Below are 18,062 nucleotides of genomic sequence, written 5' to 3' on the forward strand. Positions count from 1 at the left end.
AGGGTTTATTTTAGTGTGAAGTCGTTTTTTTCTCGGCGGTTTTTCCGCCTTGCTTGTCGCGGTAAAAATACCAGCAATCATTAAGTAGGCGAATCTGTCTGCGGTTTTTAGTCAGGAAGGCGCGCATAAGCTGTGTACGCAACCAGTTTGGCATTGAAACCAGCCCCTTTCCTAGGCGACTAACCGTATGGTTACCTTATCATATGGCAGTGCCTCGCTTGGGGTGCAGGTCCGTCAAAGGTTTGTTATAACATTTCTTCCTCGTATTCCTCGTACCACTGCTCCAGCTGTGCTTCAAGGGCTCGAATCTCGGTTAACAAAGAAATAAGCGGATAGTTGTTTTCTTGAAGGGAAGAAAACGATTTTTCCAGTGAACCGACGAAATCCAGGCCTGTAGAAACCGAGTAGGCGGGATCGGAAAGCTCGAGATCGCTGCATTCAGCCACCGGAACAGGGACCTCAGGAACGCCTCCAGCAGTAAGCTTGCCGACTTCTTTATGAAGGCGGTGAAGCAGGGCGGTAAGCTGATAGGCATGGGTTTCCGGCATTTCGACAAACAGAAGGCGTTCGCCTTGCTGCAAAATACATGTTTTTGTTGTAAACATGAATAAAGGGCTCCTTTAACGTATAACATTCTACTTGACAGTTTATCGCAGGCCCGAGTTACAATTCAAGTAAGAAACGGAGGCGGCGCATGAACGACAAGCAGCTACAAGCTTGGGTGGAGAACGTATCCTTACAAAGCTTCGGCTGGCCATTCACCCATGAGGCAAAATTCAACGGCAGATTAAGCTCAACGGGCGGACGTTATTTTACGGGGACCCACCACATTGAAATCAGCAGGAAATATTATGATGCATACGGGGCGGAAGAAACGGAAAAAATTATTAAGCACGAGCTGTGTCATTACCATCTTCATTTGCAGCGCAGAGGGTACAAGCATCGAGACCCGGAATTCCGCGAGCTGCTGGCGAAGGTAGGAGGGACACGTTTTTGTAAATCCCTCCCCGGAGTAACGAGAAAGACACAGTCGTATAAATATAAGCTTCAATGCACAGCCTGTTCAATGGAGTATTTGCGTAAGCGCAAAGTAGACCCGAGGAAATATTTGTGCGGTCGCTGTAGGGGCCCATTACGGCTCCAAACTCTTGACTCCTTGGAGAAAAAGTGATACATTATTACTTGTCTTTCCCCGATAGCTCAGTTGGTAGAGCACTCGACTGTTAATCGAGTTGTCACAGGTTCGAGTCCTGTTCGGGGAGCCATCATATACGGAGAGTTACCCAAGTGGCTATAAGGGGCTCCTTTGCTAAAGGAGTAGTCGCCTAACCGCGTGCGAGGGTTCGAATCCCTCACTCTCCGCCACATTTGATCTCGATAATCGTACGAGAAGTACGATTTTTTTATTGCATAGCTTTTCTCTAGTCTCTGTTCCTCAATCGTTATGTAATAGAAAGATCATTATAGTCTAGCAATTCTACGCCTTAAAAAAAGTTTTAAATTTCCTCTTGCCAGAGGACAAGCATTCGATTATAATAACACTTGTCGCTTCGAAAGATAGCGAAAAATGTTGAAAATGGCCCGTTGGTCAAGGGGTTAAGACACCTCCCTTTCACGGAGGTAACAGGGGTTCGAATCCCCTACGGGTCATCCTTGAGAGCCATTAGCTCAGTTGGTAGAGCACCTGACTTTTAATCAGGGTGTCGTAGGTTCGAGTCCTACATGGCTCACTTTTCATAGTATGCGGTTGTGGTGGAATGGCAGACACGCTATCTTGAGGGGGTAGTGGGCGTACGCTCGTGGAGGTTCGAGTCCTCTCAACCGCATAACAAACTTCGACAAGAACCTTTGATTCGATAATTCGGATCGGAGGTTTTTTTATTATGTAAAAATGTAAAAGGGCACGGCAGCATAAAAAAATCCGGTTCGTCTCCATGTGAGCGGCCGGATTTTCGTTTTGTCGAAATTGGTTTTAATGATTTAACAAGTGCTTGTATGCACTGTAATCGATTTTGTTTTTCTCCAAAAAGGAAACAAGACTCTTGTAATCGCGGCTTGGCGTCGCCATAATGTAGCCCTTCAAGCAGTGGTCACGAGTAACCTCACTTGCGCCTTCCTCCAAAGCAACCTGACCGATTTTAGCTGCAATGGTGTGCCTTGCGATATCGCGGAAAGGGGTCGGTACCGGCTCGACTAACACTTCTAAGAAGGCCTTGCTGTCTTCCGTCCACAAATGACGGCTCGATTCTACATAATGGTTCTGCCAATCCAGCTTTGACTTTCCGTCTTCCATCGGGAGAACCTTTAAAAACTTGCGAAACATAAAGTAACCGCCGATGGACAAAAAACCGATCAGAACAAACACCCAGAAAAAGATAAACCAGCCGAATACGCCGGACATTTTTACTCACCTCAGCAAAATCGTACCATGTTCCGCATGGGGTGGCAAGCATACTTCAAAAGCGGGACAAACTGCGGTACAATAAAAAAGTTATTAGAAAACTAGGCTAGATATTCTCGTTTACAAGGAGTAATTATAGATGACGAAATTAGGTTCTCACGTATCGTTTTCCGATAAGGGTTTGCTGAATGCTGCCAATGAGGCGGTATCCTATGGCTCCAGCACATTTATGATTTACACCGGTGCTCCGCAAAATACGCGCCGGAAGCCGATTGAAGAGCAATATATTGAGCAGGGCAAGGAGCTCATGAAGCAGCACGGCATTGACGAAATTGTGGTTCACGCGCCTTATATCATTAACCTTGGCTCGTACAAGAGCAATACGTATCAGCTGGCCGTCGATTTCCTTCAGGAGGAAATGCGCCGTACGAATTATCTAGGTGTGAAAAACATCGTTCTTCACCCGGGGGCTTACACCGATAAGGATGCGGAATATGGAATTGCGCGCATCGCGGAAGGCCTGAACGAAGTACTGGCCGGCACTTCGGAAATGGAAGTGAACATCGCGCTTGAGACGATGGCGGGCAAAGGGACGGAAATCGGCCGTTCTTTCGAAGAAATTGCTCAAATTATTGAAAAGGTCGAGCACAATAACCGTCTGAAGGTCTGCCTGGATACCTGCCATATTCACGATGCAGGCTACGATATTGTCAACGATTTGGACGGCGTATTGGAGCAGTTTGACCGTACGATCGGCCTTGATCGGATCTCCGTCGTTCACTTAAACGATAGTAAAAACCCACGCGGAGCCGGAAAGGACCGTCATGCGCCCGTCGGAGCAGGTCACATCGGCTTTGCGGCGATTAAAAATATCGTGCACCACGAAAAGCTGAAGCATCTTCCAATGGTGCTGGAGACACCGTGGATCGGGAAGGACGATGCGCTGTCGCGTCCGATGTACGAAGCGGAAATTGCGCTGCTTCGCGGCGATGTAGAAACGCGCTTCGGTGCTGCGTTCCTTGAGGATGTCGAGCGCGCTGCGCATTTCTTTGAGAAGAACGGCGTTCATCCGCGGGATTTTGTCGTACAAACGTGGGAGACGCTGAAGACGGATGCGAAGGCAAAGAAGGCGGATCCGCGTGAGCCGATGGATCGTCTTTACGATATGCTTGTGGAGGGGAATGTTTTCCCCGGTCTGACCGAAGAACAAATTAATCACAGGCTGACCGCCTGGTTTGCGAAAGAGGTGCTATCCGCATGAATACGGTGAACCGCACAGAAGGAAAACATACGCGCAGGGAGCTGCTTAACCGGGACCGGGCAAGAATGCTCATTTCTTGTCCGGATCGTCCGGGCATTGTCGCCTCGGTTTCCCGTTTTCTTGCCGAGCACGGGGCCAATATTGTGCAGTCTGACCAATATACGATGGACCCGAGCGGCGGAATGTTTTTTATCCGCATTGAATTTGATCTCGAGGGACTGGAAGCGAAGCTTCCGCAGCTGAAGCAGGATTTTTCCGGTGTGGCACAGCCGTTCGAGATGAGCTGGGAAATCTACCGCTCCAACCAGAAGAAAAGGGTAGCGATTTTTGTCTCGAAGGAAGATCATTGTCTTCTGGAGCTGCTGTGGCAGTGGCAGGCGGGAGATCTTTATATGGACATCGCAATGGTCATCGGCAATCATCCTGAGATGGCCGAGGTCGTAGAGCCCTTTGGTGTTCCATTCCACTATGTACCGGTTACGCCGGAAACCAAGGCCGAGGCCGAGCGCAGACAAATCGCGCTGGTCCAAAGCGCGGATGTAGATTTAATTGTCCTAGCAAGGTATATGCAAATTGTATCGCCTTATTTTATTGAGAAATATGAAAACCGCATGATTAACATTCATCATTCCTTCCTCCCGGCTTTTGTGGGCGGAAAGCCCTATGCGCAGGCCTATGGACGCGGTGTGAAAATCATCGGGGCAACGGGTCATTATGTGACGGATGAGCTCGACGGCGGGCCTATCATTGAGCAGGACGTGCAGCGGGTATCCCACCGTGACGATGTAGATGACCTGAAACGGATCGGACGCCATATTGAACGGGTCGTACTGGCAAGAGCCGTGTCTTGGCATCTTGAGGACCGCATTCTCGTACACCAGAATAAAACCGTCGTGTTTAATTAATTAACGCATGCTGAAAGATTTTATCATCAACGCTTCTTTCATCACTGCCTATATTTTTGTTGTTTCACAGCTTGTGAATCGAAAAGAATACTTGTTTGCCTGGAGCCCTGAGGAGCTGAACAGACGCAGCGTACAGTGGGGAGCGGGTTTTGTAATGGGCTTACTGGGGGCTGTCCTGATGCTGTTCAGCATTAGGGTCAGCCCTGAAGTTATTTTAGACCTCCGGCATGTGGCGATTTTGCTGGCCGCCGCTTTTTTCGGAGGATGGGCGTCTGTAATCTCATCCCTCATGATCGGTGCTGCAAGGATTGTACTTTTTTGGCAGTGGGATGCTGTTTCCTACCGAGCGGCCGCCTCCATGGTGCTGATCGGTCTGCTGTGCGCTTGGATTCGTCCATGGATAAATAGACGTCTGCCGAGGTATTTGGCGATGAACGTGGGCGCAAGCCTGATCCTGTTTGCGGTGCTTTACATCAATGTGTCCGATCACTCCGAATTTGCCACGCTGTATGTTTATCACTTTAGCTTTTCCGTAATTGGAAGCCTCCTCGGATACGCGGCGATGTCGTATATGATTCGGTCCAATCGGTCGTTTTATGTGTTGTCCCAGCGAACCTCGCAGCTTCGCGCCCTGCTCGGAAATTTAAATTCAGGCGTGCTCGTGGAAGACATTCATCGTAGAATACTTCACTCGAATGCGAAGCTGGCCGAGATGCTGGGAATTCCGTATTCGCCTGCGCAGCTCGAAGGAATGGACGGACGCCGACTGCTGCGCGAAACTAGTGACCTGGTGGAAGACGAAGGCAGATTTACAGCGTCGATTGACAAGCTGGTGCGGGAGAGAGCGAAACGATTGAACGAAGAGGTATTGCTCAAGGATGGAAGAACGTTCGAGACGGATTATATCCCCATCTATGACGGGATCAGCTTGGTCGGCCATCTATGGAATATTCGAGATATCACCATACGGAAGCAGACGATGCGAAAGCTGGAGGAAGCCAATAAACGACTGGAATCGTTATCCCATCGGGACGGGTTGACGGACATTCCAAACCGCAGGGCTTATGATGAAAGGCTTGAGCAGGAATGGGCCAGTTCGCAGCGGAAGAAAGAGCCGCTGTCGCTGCTTTTAATCGATATCGATCAGTTTAAGCTGTACAACGATACGTACGGTCATCAGGCTGGGGACGAATGCCTGCGAGCGGTCGCTCGCGAGCTTCAAGCGCAGTGCAAGCGTCCGGCTGATTTTGCTGCAAGATACGGCGGCGAGGAATTCGCTGTATTGTTGCCGGACACGGACGCAGGGGGAGCGCTGCGTGTGGCGGAGCAGATCCGGCAGGAGGTATATAAGCTGGGCATTCCTCACAGCTTGTCGTCTGCCGGCGGATACGTGTCGGTTAGCATCGGTGCCTGCACGAGGATAGCTTCGCCTGACGAGCGCCCGGCGCTGCTGTTTGAGCTGGCGGACCAGGCGCTGTACGAAGCGAAGAAAAACGGCCGAAACCGCGTGGTACAGGCTATGGGATCATAATGCGCACCGTGTCGCCTGGGGCAACGGTGCCTTCTTTTTCTACGGAGCAGACGATGCCGCGCTTTTGCTTGGCGGCTGGAACGAATTTTTTGGCGAGCTCCGGCCGATCGCAACTGGCGGCAATGACTTTGGCAGGTCCGCTGCAGGGGAGGTTTTCCCCTTCGCAAATCAGGCCGGTGCTGCCTCGCTCGAACAATAGGCGTGCTCCTTGCGGAAGCAGCGTCAAAGGCGCGTAGCCGCGGAGCAGGATGTTCGCGCCGAGCCACTCGGGCAGAATCTCGCCTGTTTCAAGGAGGGTGGCGATCTGCTCCATCTCTTCCGCGCCGACGATGCTGATCTGCCGGCGGTTCGCGATCATCGTGCCGCGCGGGTAGAAGGACTGCCGCACATCGGCCGGCCGCAGAAGACCGTAATGCCGGTCGCCCGGGATTCCGGCGAGCTCGATGCGGATTTCCTGCTCCCTGCGGGTAACGAAGGTTGAAGGATCGGTAGCAGTGAGGACGGCCTCTACTATAGCTGTGAATGTTTTCATGGTTGTATGTTCACCTCGGTAGGTTTCGTGTTTGATACATGCCGAACAAGGCAAGGATGAAGCCGTATGCACCGTGTCCTGCGATCCACCAAGCAAACGCGGCCATATCGGTGATCGCCGGTGTTCGATCGGAAAGCAGCGTTAAAGGGATGAATAGCGGGATGGTGACAAGAGCAGCGGCTGCAGCATAAAGAACGGGTCTCGGCGTCTCGGAACGACGGATGGACCGGCCCAAAAGATAGCTGTACAGCATGCCAATGAAGACGGATACCGCCATATGCAGCATAAATTCGATCCACTCCGGCAGCGGCTGCGGAAGAAACGGCACAAAGTCTACATTGAGGAGCAGCGTATACACCTTCACCTCGAAGAGCCTTTCGACTGCCCGAAACAGGAGGCCAAGGGCAAGCCCGGACACAACGCCGGCTATGATTCCGGTAAGAAGCGAGTTTTGTTGTTTCCTGTGCATAACCTGTGTCATCCTTCCGCATATTTCTTGTAGGGGTACATTCGACCTCTTCGTCTTAAATCCTTTTGCCGTTCAGATGATTTACTGTGGCAAAGCGCAAAAGCAAGTGATACAATAAGGCAAGCGATACGTTTCACGTTAACAATGGATTTGGAGGGAGAGTATTACATTATGTCGATTACACAGAAAACGATCGATCAGCTGTCGATCGATACGATCCGCACGCTTTCCATCGATGCAATCGAGAAAGCGAATTCAGGTCACCCGGGCATGCCGATGGGCGCTGCTCCGATGGCCTATGAGGTTTGGGCACGTTTCTTGAAACACAACCCGGACAACCCGTCCTGGACAAACCGTGACCGTTTTGTTCTGTCTGCTGGACACGGCTCGATGCTGCTTTACTCCATGCTTCACCTTTTTGGCTATGATGTAACGATTGATGATCTGAAGGAGTTCCGTCAATGGGGCAGCAGAACACCGGGACATCCGGAATTCGGACACACTCCTGGCGTTGATGCAACGACTGGACCGCTGGGTCAAGGCTTTGCAATGGCTGTAGGTATGGCAATGGCGGAAGAACACCTTGCTTCCGTATACAACCGCGACAATTTCCCGGTCGTTGACCACACTACATACGTAATTTGCGGCGACGGCGACCTGATGGAAGGGATCTCCGGCGAGGCGGCATCCCTTGCGGGTCATTTGAAGCTGAACAAGCTGACGGTTCTTTACGATTCAAACGATATTTCGCTTGACGGCGAATTAAACCTTTCGTTCTCCGAAGATGTGCGCAAGCGCTTTGAAGGCTACGGCTGGAACGTGCTTCGCGTGGAAGACGGAAACGACCTTGAAGCGCTTCACAAAGCGATTCTCGAATCGCAAACGGACTACCGTCCGACGCTGATCGAAGTGAAGACGGTTATCGGCTTCGGCAGCCCGAACAAAGCAGGCAAAGGCGGCCATGCTGGACCGCACGGCTCCCCGCTTGGCACAGACGAAGCGAAGCTGACGAAAGAAGCATACCAGTGGCCGCATGAAGAGTTCCATGTACCGCAGGAAGTTCGCGACCATATGGCTGCATTGAAGCAGAAGGGCATCGAAGCGGAACAGCAATGGAACGCGATGTTCGCAGAGTACCGCAAGGCGTATCCGGAGCTGGCTGCTCAATTCGAGCAAGCGGTGAAGGGCGAGCTTCCAGAAGGCTGGGATTCCGAGCTTCCGGTTTGGAATGAAGGCGACAAGGCGCTGGCAACCCGCGCAGCTTCCGGTCAAGCTCTGAACGCGCTGGCGAAGCGTGTGCCGACGATTATCGGCGGTTCCGCTGACCTGGAGAGCTCCACGAATACACACCTGAACAACATTGATAACTTTACTGCACGCGATTACAGCGGCCGAAACGTATACTTCGGCGTTCGCGAATTTGCAATGGGCGCGGCGATCAACGGCATGGCGCTGCACGGCGGCGTTCGTCCATACGGCGGTACGTTCTTCGTATTCTCCGATTATCTTCGTCCGGCAATCCGTCTTGCGGCGATTCAGAAGCTGCCTGTCGTGTACGTATTTACGCATGACAGCATCGGCGTTGGCGAAGACGGACCGACGCACCAGCCAATCGAGCAGCTTGCTGCGATCCGTACGATGATCGGCGTAGAAGTGATTCGTCCTGCGGATGCGAACGAAACTGCAGCGGCATGGCGCTATGCAATTGGCCAGAAGGAAGCGCCAGTAGCGCTCATCCTGACTCGCCAGAACCTGCCGATCCTGCCGGGCACTGCGCAAAACGCGAAGGAAGGCGTAGAGAAGGGCGCGTACATCGTTTCCGAAGCGCCGAACGGTAAGCCGCAAGCGATTATCATTGCAACGGGCTCCGAGGTTTCTCTTGCTGTTGACGCACAGAAGAAGCTGGCGGAAGAAGGCGTTCAAGCCCGCGTAGTCAGCATGCCGAGCTGGGAGCGTTTCGAGAAGCAGTCGAAGGAGTACAAAAACTCCATCCTGCCTTCCGATATCAAAGCTCGTTTGGCTGTCGAAATGGCACTGCCTATGGGCTGGGAAAAGTATGTCGGCGATTCCGGCGCAATTCTTGGCATCGAAACCTACGGCGCATCGGGTAAAGGACCAAAGGTTATCGAGGAGTACGGCTTTACAGCTGCTAACGTGGCACAGAAAGTTAAAGAGCTTCTGTAATAATCGGCCACCGGTATCCGCTTATTAAATAAAGGCCCGAGGCGAACCGCCTTGGGCCTTTTCATATACCACAATTTCAAAGGAGCGAAATAAGATGTCTCAGTTTACCAATGTAACCGTAGTAAAAAAAGCAAATGTGTATTTTGACGGCAAGGTGACAAGCCGTACCGTTGTATTCGAAGACGGAACGAAGAAGACGCTGGGCATCATGCTTCCAGGCGACTATGAGTTCGGTACGGATGTGAAGGAAATTATGGAAATCCAAGCAGGCCGCCTTGATGTTTTGCTGCCGGATGCTTCCGACTGGCTGTCGATCGACGGCACTGCTGAATTTACCGTTCCGAAAGGCGCAAAATTTAAGCTTCGCGTTCACACCGTAACCGATTACTGCTGTTCTTACATTAACGAATAGCTTCCTGCTGCTCGTCAATTTTACGCTGGATATACTCCTCCAGCTTGATCCGCACGTAAGGCGGAACGCCGGACATCAGGCAGCCATAATGGTATTCATGCTCCAGCTGCTCGATACGGATAATTTTTCCCGTGATCGGCGGAAGCTCCGCTTCCTGCGGGAAGTGGAAAACGACAAACATATCTTTGGAAAGCGGGAAGCTCGTCGCGATTTGCAGCCCTTGGTTGGAAATATCGACGAGCTTTCCTTTGATTTGCTGACCGGTGAAGGCGCCTTCCTGCTCCCACTGGTGAACAGCAATCATCACGGTAAAGTCCATTGGAACGCGAATGCTGCGGCGGCGCTCCGTCTGCTCCTTCGTTTGGTCAAGCTCAAGCTCCAGTTGAGAGGAGGCTTCCGCTTTCCTCACTTCAACGCCGCTCCACTGCTCATACAATGTAAGAAGCGACGATAAGTCAAGCTCACCGAGGCCCTGAGCTTCGGCGATTTGGAATACGTTCCGAACGGTATCCAAAGCCGGCATCGGCGTGCGCAGCTGCTGTCCGAGCTGAGAGGCCAGGCGCAAATCCTTCGTCATCAGCTTGAGGGAAAACTGGACGCTAAAATCGCGATCCAAGATTTTCGGAGCTTTGAGCTCCAATTGGCGGCTGTTGGCCGCACCGGAGCTGACGATTTCCAGGAACGATTCCGGGTCAATGCCCGCTTTAGCCGCAATGGCAAGACCTTCGCACATTGCTGCAGTATGGATGCCGACCAAGGTATTGTTGGCAAGCTTCATATAGGAGCCGGCGCCGGATGGCCCCATGTATTTAATCTTTCTTCCCATCGCTTCAAATATAGCGCGATTCTTCTCAAGAGCGGCTTCATCTCCGCCGACCATAAACGTCAGCGTTCCACTTTCCGCCGCTGGCTTGCTGCCCGTTACCGGCGCATCAAGGAAGGATACCTCGTGCTGCTGAAGCTCTTGATAAAGCTGCTTGCTAGTTTCTGGAGATACGGTACTGCAATCGATGACGGTCATGCCTGCCTGGATCCCGTCCATAATGCCGCCTGCTCCGTAGAACACTTCAAGCAGCGTATTGTCATCCGACAGCATCGTGACGACGACATCGGCTTCGCGAACCGCTTCGCTCGGTGTCGCAGCTGTCTTCGCACCGAGTGGAACGAGCTCCTCCACCTTCGATGCCGTGCGGTTATAAGCGATCACCGAAAAGCCGTTTTTGCACAAATTGGCCGCCATCGGCAGCCCCATCGTACCGAGTCCGACAAAAGCAACAGTAGTCATAGTTTTATTCATCCTTCCGCCAGTAGTTACCTTTATCTTATCACTCGTCCAGTCCAATGGAAACTTGAAAAAAACCGACTGGAACAGTATGCTTAAAAAAGAAATAATAGCCTGTCTTTATTAGAGATAAGGAGTGAAGAAAACCATGCAACCATCCATTCGTTTTGATTACAGCAATGCACTATCGTTCGTGGGACAGCACGAAATTGATTACCTGGCGGCGCCGATTAAGCTCGCCCACGAACAGCTGCACAGCAAGACAGGTGCGGGCTCGGACTACCTCGGCTGGATCACCCTTCCGACAGACTATGATAAGGAAGAGTTCGCGCGAATTAAGCAGGCCGCTGCCAAAATCCGCAGCGATTCGGAAGTGCTTGTCGTAATCGGCATCGGCGGCTCCTACTTGGGTGCGCGCGCAGCAATCGAAATGCTGAGCCACAACTTCGCTAATATTGTGTCCAAGGAGCAGCGCAACGCTCCGTATATCGTGTATGCAGGAAACAATATCAGCGGTACCTATATGACTCACCTGCTGCAAATGCTCGAAGGCAAGGACTTCTCCCTAAATGTGATCTCCAAATCCGGAACGACGACAGAGCCGGCGATTGCCTTCCGCATTTTGCGTGAAGCGATTGAGAAGAAATACGGCAAGGAAGAAGCGCGCAAGCGTATTTATGCAACGACAGACCGCGAGAAGGGCGCTTTGAAGAAGCTGGCTGACGCCGAAGGATACGAGACCTTCGTAATCCCGGACGACGTAGGCGGCCGTTATTCCGTGCTGACAGCGGTCGGCCTGCTGCCTATTGCAGCTGCGGGAGTCGACATCGACGCCATGATGGCGGGTGCAGCCGATGCAAGCCGTCTGTACGCGAACCCGAACGTTGCTGAAAATCCGAGCTATCAATATGCAGCTGTCCGCAACGCATTGTACCGCAAAGGCAAAACGACGGAAATTCTCGTTAACTACGAGCCGTCGCTCCATTTCGTATCGGAATGGTGGAAGCAGCTGTACGGCGAAAGCGAAGGCAAGGATAACAAAGGCATTTATCCGGCTTCCGTTGATTTCTCGACCGATCTTCACTCGATGGGCCAATTCATCCAAGAAGGAACAAGAAATCTGTTTGAAACCGTCCTTCTCATTGATAAAGTACCAGCCGATTTGGCGATTGAGACGGATGCGGATAACCTGGACGGCTTAAACTTCCTTGCGGGTAAGACGATGGACTTCGTGAACAAGAAGGCATTCCAAGGCACAATGCTGGCGCACACAGACGGAGGCGTGCCAAACCTGGTTGTCACGATTCCCGACCAAACCGCTTACGCGTTCGGAAGCCTCGTTTACTTCTTTGAAAAAGCATGCGGTATCAGCGGTTATCTGCTCGGCGTGAACCCGTTTGATCAGCCGGGTGTAGAAGCATATAAGCGCAACATGTTTGCGCTGCTCGGCAAGCCGGGCTTCGAAGCGGAGAAAGCTCAGCTGGAAGCGCGCCTGAATAAATAAGTGGTAGACGTGTGACACATAAACGGGCAGCTCATCTAGTGATGGGCTGCTTTTTTTAACCATGGCAATCAGGCTTGAAAAATGCATCAACTTAAGTCAGAAGGGGAGGGTACCCGAAATGCTTCCGTACTACAAGACGATTCAAGGATACGGGGAAGCGGAAATCGTCATCAAGCGCTCCCGGTTTATCGGATATGCGAAGCCAGCGGCAACGGAAGAAGAAGCTGTCGCATTTATCGAAGAAATTAAACAGAAGCACAAAATGGCTACTCACAACTGTTCCGCTTACCTAACCGGGGAGAGGGACCAGTTCCAAAAGGCTTCCGATGACGGGGAACCTAGCGGGACTGCAGGCAAGCCGATCCTCGAGGTCATAAAAAATCAAGGGCTCAAATATACCGCAGTCGTTGTCACCCGCTATTTTGGAGGAATCATGCTCGGAGCGGGCGGATTAGTGCGCGCTTATACAGATGGAGCGGTAGCGGGCCTTGAGGCAGCCGGTCCCGTTTACAAGGTGCTGCATCGGGAAATAGAGCTGGAGATCGATTACAACTGGCATGGCAAGCTGGAGAACGAGATGATAAACATTGGCATGCGCAGGGGAGAGACGCTGTTTACCGATAAGGTAACACTCACGACGTTTCCACTGGAAGCGGAGGCGGATCAATGGGTGGCACGAGTAACGGATTTGACGGCGGGACAAGCGAAAATGAACCGAAAAGATGCTTTGTATATGGACCACGATGCTTTACCGTTTTAAAGCAAAAACCTATAAAAGCTTTAACGTAAAAAATCTTTAAAGTTTTAAATGAAAAAACACCCCAATTTACTCGGGATTGTTGTATAATGAGTAAAAAGGAGGGAGTATTTGTGGCAAGGAGAGCGGTTGAACAGGAACTGACAAGAGAGATCATTTTGAATGTAGCACGGGAATTATTTGTTTCCAAAGGGTATCGTTCGGTTTCGATGCGAAACATTGCTAGTGCTTTGGGTTACAGTCATGGTTCGTTGTACTATCACTTCAAGGAAAAGGCGGAGCTGTTTTACGCCTTGGTTCAAGAAGATTTTAATCTCTTAATCGGCAAGCAGCGTATGCTGCTCGCGCAAAAGCAAATTAAAGGCTTTGATTTGCTTGAGCTAATGATGATGGAATTTATCAAATTTGGCTTGGATAACCCACACCATTATGAAACGATGTTCCTCATCCGCGACTGCGAGCTGCAAGGATATTCCCGTTCCGAACAAGCGGCTAGTATGGATTTATTCTCCTCCTTCGTTCGCTCGGTGCTGGAAGGGCATTCTCGCGAGAAGGAACTGAAATTTATGCTGCCATGGAATTTATTTATGGCTCTTCATGGATTTATCACGTTTAGTATTCATCATGGTCAGAAGTTTCATGAGGTGGAGAAGCTGGCCAAGGAGCATGTGTTGCTGCTTTCCCGAAGCATTCAAGCTAGTAATGAAGCCGCTCGAGTGGAAACGCTTCGAATTTTATACGCGTAAAGAGTGTACAAAAAATCGTGCAGGAGCTTACGGTATTGAAGCCGAAGGCTCTTTTTTGCATTTGTGAACAAATTGTAGAATAATTCGAAGGCAATTGGCTTACTTTACTAAAGTGACTATGTTACCCTGTAAGGATTCTGTGTTATAATATAAATAATTTATGTTGTATAGCTAACGGTAAGGAGGGCGGAAAGATGAGCAGCGAATACCAAGGGCACGATTTTCATCTTTGCCCGAAATTTGAACATGCCTTTGAATTGTTGGGAAAACGGTGGACGGGTCTGATTATTCAAGTGCTCCTGCATGGCAGCCGCCGGTTTAAAGAAATATCGGATATGATTCCAGGAATGAGCGACCGAATGCTGTCCGAGCGATTTAAGGAGCTGGAGATCGCCGGGATTGTTACCCGCAAGGTGTATCCCGAAACGCCGGTACGGATTGAGTACGAGCTAACGGAAAAAGGCAGAGCCCTGCAGCCCGCGATGGACGAAATTCAAAAATGGGCGGATCATTTTCAAGGGTAAGAAAGCCGGTACGGCATCCCATGAGGATGAAATAAGATGTGAATATGCATTCATAAAGGCGGTTGCGGGACAGGAGTTCCGCCCGTCTTTTTAAGTTTAAGCATGAAAACGGCCCTGCTCCTTTTTAGGAAGCAGGGCCGTTTCGTCATGATTGATTATTTTACGGTTTTGTTATATGTAGCAATCTTGCTCGTAATTTCTTTTGCTGCATCTTCCAGTGCGGTCTTTGGATCCTTCTTGCCGCCCAAAGCGTCTTCGATCGCAACCTCAACGAGCTGACGCGCCTCTGGGAATACGCCCATGACGGCACCTTGTGTCGCTTTGTTCAGCTTTGTAGAGTGGAGCTGATCGACAGCGGTTTTGAACTGAGGATACTTCGTCATATTGTCCTTAACAATTTGCTCGTCGTAAGCTTTTTTATTGATCGGGAAATAGCCCGTATTAATATGCCATTGTGCCTGAACGGTAGGGGAAGCCAGGTACTGGATAAACTTCCAAGCTGCCTTCTGCTCGTTCTCCGGCTTGTTGTTGAGAATGTAGTTGCTCGCTCCGCCAACGATTACGCCGCCGTCCTTCGCATCGGACATCCGAGGCAGGAATGCTGTACCCACTTCGAATTTGCCGCCTACAGCATCCATAAAGCCTTTCAGGGAAGCGGTGGAATCTAAAGTCATGCCGATTTGGCCAGCAGCAAATGCTGCTTTCGTGTCAGCGGTTTTCCGGCCGAGGTTTTTAGCTACCCCGTCGTCCACCATCTTTTTCCACCAAGTCAGTGTCTTCACACCGGTATCGCTGGCAAGCAGAGACTCTGTAGCAAGACCGGAACGGCCGTTGCCGTTGTTCACATACTCTGCGCCGCTGTTGGCAAAAAGCTGTTCCATGAACCAGCCATAAATCGCAAAGGAAGCGCCGGCTTTTCCGTCCGACGTCAGCTTTTTCGCAGCGTCGGCAATTTCATCATATGTCTTTGGCGGGTTTTCCGGGTCGAGGCCGGCCGCTTTGAACATATCTTTATTGTAATAAAGGATTGGGTTGGACGTGTTAAACGGCATGGAGTACAGCTTGCCGTCAAAAGTATAGTACCCTAGGATGTTTTCCTCCCACTGGGAAACATCGAATTTATCTGCATCAATGAACGTTTGGATCGGTTGAATCGCCTTGGAATCGATCATGAAGCGGCTTCCGATTTCGTACACCTGGATCATGTGCGGTCCATTCTTGGAATCCATCGATGCTTTGAATTTGTTCAAGCTGTCATCGTAAGTTCCTTGATAGATCGCTTCAACCTGCACGTCTTTGTTGGAACCGTTGAAATCGGCAACGATTTTGTCTACAGCCTTGCCGAGTTCGCCGCCCATGGAATGCCACCAAACCACTTTAACCGGACCTTCCGAAGCCGGAGCTGTATTTGTTTCTTTCGCAGCCGGAGTGCTGCTGCCTTCTCCTTTGTCTTTGCCAGTTCCGGAGGATTGCTCGGTGGTGCCGCATGCAGCTGCGAACAGCATAAACAATGCCATCAGCAGAGCCATCATGCTTTGCTTCCTTACGTGTTTCATCCGTTGTTCTCTCCCTTTTCATAGTTTCATAGATTTATCAGAACAAAGCCCGCAGGCTTGAACTGCAAGAGAAATTGAGCCGTCTATCCTTTGAGTGCCCCGGCGGTAATGCCTTGGACAAGCTGCTTAATGCCGAAGCCGAGCAGCAGAAGGGAGGGCAGCAGTACGAGTGTGACGCCCGCAAGCACGATATTCCACGCCGTAAATTCTTCCCTTTGCAGCATGGTTACCCCGATTTGTACGGTTCGCATCGTTTCGCTGTTGGTAACGAGCAGCGGCCATAAATACATATTCCATGCGTGAAGAAAAGAATAAACGCCAAGCGTTGCTAGTGCCGGACGGGCCAATGGCAGTACGAGCCAAGTAAAGATGCGAAGATGGCCGCAGCCGTCGATTTTGGCGGCTTCAAACAGCTCGCGGGGAAGCTGCAGAAAAAACTGTCGAAGTAAAAAGGTGCCGAACGCCGTTGCCACAAACGGAATCGTTAACCCTTGATAAGTGTCCAGCCAGCCCCAGGCTTTTATGGTTAAGTAATTGGGAATGATGGTAACTTCCCATGGAATCATCATCGTTGAAACAAAGACGGCAAACAACGTATTCCGTCCCGGGAATTGCAAGTGAGAGAATGCGTACGCAGCCATGCTTGCGGTAATGAGCTGCCCGAACATAATGAACCCGGAAACGATAAAGCTGTTTTGGATAAAGGCAACGATCGGCACGAAATCCATGACATCTATAAAGTTTTGAATATGAAAGCTCTCCGGCACAAGCGGGGCAGGGAAGCGGTGCGCTTCCTCATTCGTCATGAGCGACGTCGCAAAGGTGAAAAAGAGCGGGTATACAAGCATTGCAGCAATGACGGTCAATAGGGTATAGTGAGGCGCTTTTTTCATCGACTTCATCATTGATAATGCACCTTCTTTTCCAGCACCTTAAATTGGATTAGTGTAATGATTAAAATGATTGCAAACAATACGAGCGCCTGCGCACTGCCTGTACCGAACCGGAAGTTCACGAAGGCTTCCTGGTAAATATGATAAACGAATACATCTGTCGTTCTGGAGGGGCCGCCTTTGGTTAAAATATGAATTTGCCCAAACGACTGGAGCGCGCCAATAACGGACACGATCGCCACAAAAAACAACGTCGGGGAAAGCAAGGGAATCGTAATATTCCAAAAGGTGCGCAGCGGGTTGGAGCCGTCGATTTTTGCGCTTTCGTAGAGCTCCTCGGGAATCCCTTGAATTCCGCTCAGCAGGACGATGTAGTTAAAGCCTAGATTCATCCATATCGTCATGGCGGAAACGGCAAAGATCGCGATCGCCGGGTCGGTCAACCAGTTAACCGGCGGAAGGCCGATCAGGCTGAGCCAATAATTGAAGGAACCGATGCTCGGATGATACAGCAGATTCCAAATGACGGACGCCGTGCTGACCGAAATTGCTAACGGAAGCGAAAATACGAACTGGAACAGCTTCACGCCCTTGAGCTTGTTATGCGTTAGTGCTGCCATGATTAATGCAATAACGATAGCGGTCGGTACCGTATAAAGTGTAAATAAGAATGATGCCTTAAGGCTGGTTAAGAAGTGGCTGTCAGTGAACAGCTCCTTGTAATTGTCCAGCCCGGCGAATGCAGCAACCTTTCCTCGGGGGTCGGTTAACTGAAAGCTTAAATATACGGATTTTAGCATGGGATAAAATAAAAAGATACAAAATAATACAATGGATGGGGCGAGAAATAAATAACCGATCACGGTTTCTTTCCACTTCATCACTCTCATGGATGCTCGGGCTTCTTTCGGCCGAATCGTGGACTGCAGGGGCAAATCTTTTTGCGCGGTATTCATGACGAAACCTCCTGAAACAATCTCGTCCTAAATCATAGTCTTCTAGTATTTGGATAATATTAATTGCATGTAAAGCTTTTGTTGAGAAAATCTTTTTGATTCCCCTCCAAGGAAGGGAAATGAGGTATTTTTGTAGAAGGACTTACAAT

Annotated in this window: 19 protein-coding genes and 5 tRNA genes; 15 read left to right on the forward strand and 9 right to left on the reverse strand. The window is 50.5% G+C overall.

Annotated features, from left to right (window positions below; genetic code table 11):
• Positions 1 to 10 precede the first annotated feature (10 nt).
• Complete coding sequence (gene cmpA, locus GQS10_RS08975) at positions 11 to 154, reverse strand: cortex morphogenetic protein CmpA (RefSeq protein WP_166241204.1); 144 nt, start codon at positions 152 to 154, stop codon at positions 11 to 13.
• Between the two features lie 91 nt (positions 155 to 245).
• Positions 246 to 605 carry a hydrolase/acyltransferase gene (locus GQS10_RS08980; RefSeq protein WP_166241206.1) on the reverse strand — a complete coding sequence of 120 codons (360 nt, stop codon included), beginning with the start codon at positions 603 to 605 and terminating at the stop codon, positions 246 to 248.
• Between the two features lie 89 nt (positions 606 to 694).
• On the opposite strand from GQS10_RS08980, the gene GQS10_RS08985 reads away from it, so the two are divergent.
• From GQS10_RS08985 to GQS10_RS09010, 6 genes are all read left to right on the forward strand, one after another.
• Positions 695 to 1,171: a SprT family protein gene (locus GQS10_RS08985; RefSeq protein WP_166241208.1), complete on the forward strand. Its 477-nt coding sequence runs from the start codon at positions 695 to 697 to the stop codon at positions 1,169 to 1,171.
• 18 nt (positions 1,172 to 1,189) lie between these two features.
• Positions 1,190 to 1,265 (forward strand) — tRNA-Asn (locus GQS10_RS08990).
• Positions 1,266 to 1,273: 8 nt separating this feature from the next.
• Positions 1,274 to 1,365 (forward strand) — tRNA-Ser (locus tag GQS10_RS08995).
• A 213-nt stretch (positions 1,366 to 1,578) separates the two neighbouring features.
• Positions 1,579 to 1,650 (forward strand) — tRNA-Glu (locus GQS10_RS09000).
• 7 nt (positions 1,651 to 1,657) lie between these two features.
• A tRNA-Lys gene (locus GQS10_RS09005) sits at positions 1,658 to 1,730 on the forward strand.
• Positions 1,731 to 1,743: 13 nt separating this feature from the next.
• Positions 1,744 to 1,826 (forward strand) — tRNA-Leu (locus GQS10_RS09010).
• Positions 1,827 to 1,972: 146 nt separating this feature from the next.
• On the opposite strand, the gene GQS10_RS09015 is transcribed toward GQS10_RS09010, so the two are convergent.
• Entirely contained in the window at positions 1,973 to 2,401 is a 429-nt protein-coding gene (locus tag GQS10_RS09015; protein ID WP_166241210.1) for a DUF2621 domain-containing protein, read from the reverse strand.
• 139 nt (positions 2,402 to 2,540) lie between these two features.
• On the opposite strand from GQS10_RS09015, the gene GQS10_RS09020 reads away from it, so the two are divergent.
• From GQS10_RS09020 to GQS10_RS09030, 3 genes are all read left to right on the forward strand, one after another.
• The gene (locus GQS10_RS09020) at positions 2,541 to 3,662 is read left to right on the forward strand and encodes a deoxyribonuclease IV (protein ID WP_166241212.1); all 1,122 of its coding nucleotides are present in this window, start codon (positions 2,541 to 2,543) and stop codon (positions 3,660 to 3,662) included.
• On the forward strand, positions 3,659 to 4,567 hold the full coding sequence (purU, locus tag GQS10_RS09025; protein WP_166241214.1) for a formyltetrahydrofolate deformylase: 909 nt from the start codon (positions 3,659 to 3,661) through the stop codon (positions 4,565 to 4,567). The genes GQS10_RS09020 and purU overlap by 4 nt, the downstream gene beginning before the upstream one ends.
• A 73-nt stretch (positions 4,568 to 4,640) precedes the next feature.
• On the forward strand, positions 4,641 to 6,098 hold the full coding sequence (locus tag GQS10_RS09030; protein ID WP_166241216.1) for a diguanylate cyclase domain-containing protein: 1,458 nt from the start codon (positions 4,641 to 4,643) through the stop codon (positions 6,096 to 6,098).
• Here GQS10_RS09030 and GQS10_RS09035 read toward each other — a convergent pair.
• Together GQS10_RS09035 and GQS10_RS09040 are read right to left on the reverse strand one after the other, a co-directional pair.
• Positions 6,085 to 6,630 carry an MOSC domain-containing protein gene (locus GQS10_RS09035; protein ID WP_166241217.1) on the reverse strand — a complete coding sequence of 182 codons (546 nt, stop codon included), beginning with the start codon at positions 6,628 to 6,630 and terminating at the stop codon, positions 6,085 to 6,087. The two genes, GQS10_RS09030 and GQS10_RS09035, sit on opposite strands and share 14 nt — an antisense overlap.
• 10 nt (positions 6,631 to 6,640) lie before the next feature.
• Entirely contained in the window at positions 6,641 to 7,099 is a 459-nt protein-coding gene (locus GQS10_RS09040; RefSeq protein ID WP_243735065.1) for a hypothetical protein, read from the reverse strand.
• A 171-nt stretch (positions 7,100 to 7,270) separates the two neighbouring features.
• On the opposite strand from GQS10_RS09040, the gene tkt reads away from it, so the two are divergent.
• The gene (gene tkt / locus GQS10_RS09045) at positions 7,271 to 9,283 is read left to right on the forward strand and encodes a transketolase (protein ID WP_166241221.1); all 2,013 of its coding nucleotides are present in this window, start codon (positions 7,271 to 7,273) and stop codon (positions 9,281 to 9,283) included.
• Between the two features lie 94 nt (positions 9,284 to 9,377).
• Positions 9,378 to 9,695 carry a pyrimidine/purine nucleoside phosphorylase gene (gene ppnP / locus GQS10_RS09050; protein WP_166241223.1) on the forward strand — a complete coding sequence of 106 codons (318 nt, stop codon included), beginning with the start codon at positions 9,378 to 9,380 and terminating at the stop codon, positions 9,693 to 9,695.
• Here ppnP and GQS10_RS09055 read toward each other — a convergent pair.
• On the reverse strand, positions 9,685 to 10,980 hold the full coding sequence (locus GQS10_RS09055; RefSeq protein WP_166241225.1) for an NAD(P)-binding domain-containing protein: 1,296 nt from the start codon (positions 10,978 to 10,980) through the stop codon (positions 9,685 to 9,687). The two genes, ppnP and GQS10_RS09055, sit on opposite strands and share 11 nt — an antisense overlap.
• Positions 10,981 to 11,125: 145 nt before the next feature.
• Here GQS10_RS09055 and GQS10_RS09060 point away from each other — a divergent pair, with 145 nt between their 5' ends.
• The 4 genes from GQS10_RS09060 to GQS10_RS09075 all read left to right on the forward strand — a co-directional run bounded on the left by GQS10_RS09060 (position 11,126) and on the right by GQS10_RS09075 (position 14,508).
• Positions 11,126 to 12,481, forward strand: coding sequence for a glucose-6-phosphate isomerase (locus tag GQS10_RS09060; RefSeq protein WP_166241227.1), 1,356 nt, complete (start codon positions 11,126 to 11,128; stop codon positions 12,479 to 12,481).
• 118 nt (positions 12,482 to 12,599) lie between these two features.
• A complete protein-coding gene (locus tag GQS10_RS09065) occupies positions 12,600 to 13,241 on the forward strand; it encodes a YigZ family protein (protein ID WP_166241229.1) in 642 nt (213 codons plus the stop codon).
• A 110-nt stretch (positions 13,242 to 13,351) separates the two neighbouring features.
• On the forward strand, positions 13,352 to 13,984 hold the full coding sequence (locus tag GQS10_RS09070; protein ID WP_166241231.1) for a TetR family transcriptional regulator: 633 nt from the start codon (positions 13,352 to 13,354) through the stop codon (positions 13,982 to 13,984).
• Positions 13,985 to 14,178: 194 nt separating this feature from the next.
• Entirely contained in the window at positions 14,179 to 14,508 is a 330-nt protein-coding gene (locus tag GQS10_RS09075) for a winged helix-turn-helix transcriptional regulator (protein WP_166241232.1), read from the forward strand.
• 155 nt (positions 14,509 to 14,663) lie between these two features.
• On the opposite strand, the gene GQS10_RS09080 is transcribed toward GQS10_RS09075, so the two are convergent.
• From GQS10_RS09080 to GQS10_RS09090, 3 genes are all read right to left on the reverse strand, one after another.
• Positions 14,664 to 16,064 (reverse strand): ABC transporter substrate-binding protein, encoded by a 1,401-nt coding sequence (locus tag GQS10_RS09080; protein WP_166241233.1) that lies wholly within the window; start codon positions 16,062 to 16,064, stop codon positions 14,664 to 14,666.
• Between the two features lie 83 nt (positions 16,065 to 16,147).
• Positions 16,148 to 16,969 (reverse strand): carbohydrate ABC transporter permease, encoded by an 822-nt coding sequence (locus GQS10_RS09085; protein ID WP_424991778.1) that lies wholly within the window; start codon positions 16,967 to 16,969, stop codon positions 16,148 to 16,150.
• A complete protein-coding gene (locus GQS10_RS09090; RefSeq protein ID WP_166241235.1) occupies positions 16,966 to 17,913 on the reverse strand; it encodes a carbohydrate ABC transporter permease in 948 nt (315 codons plus the stop codon). The genes GQS10_RS09085 and GQS10_RS09090 overlap by 4 nt, the downstream gene beginning before the upstream one ends.
• Positions 17,914 to 18,062 lie beyond the last annotated feature (149 nt).

The sequence above is a fragment of the Paenibacillus turpanensis genome (assembly GCF_011421635.1).
Lineage (GTDB): Bacteria > Bacillota > Bacilli > Paenibacillales > YIM-B00363 > Paenibacillus_AK > Paenibacillus_AK turpanensis.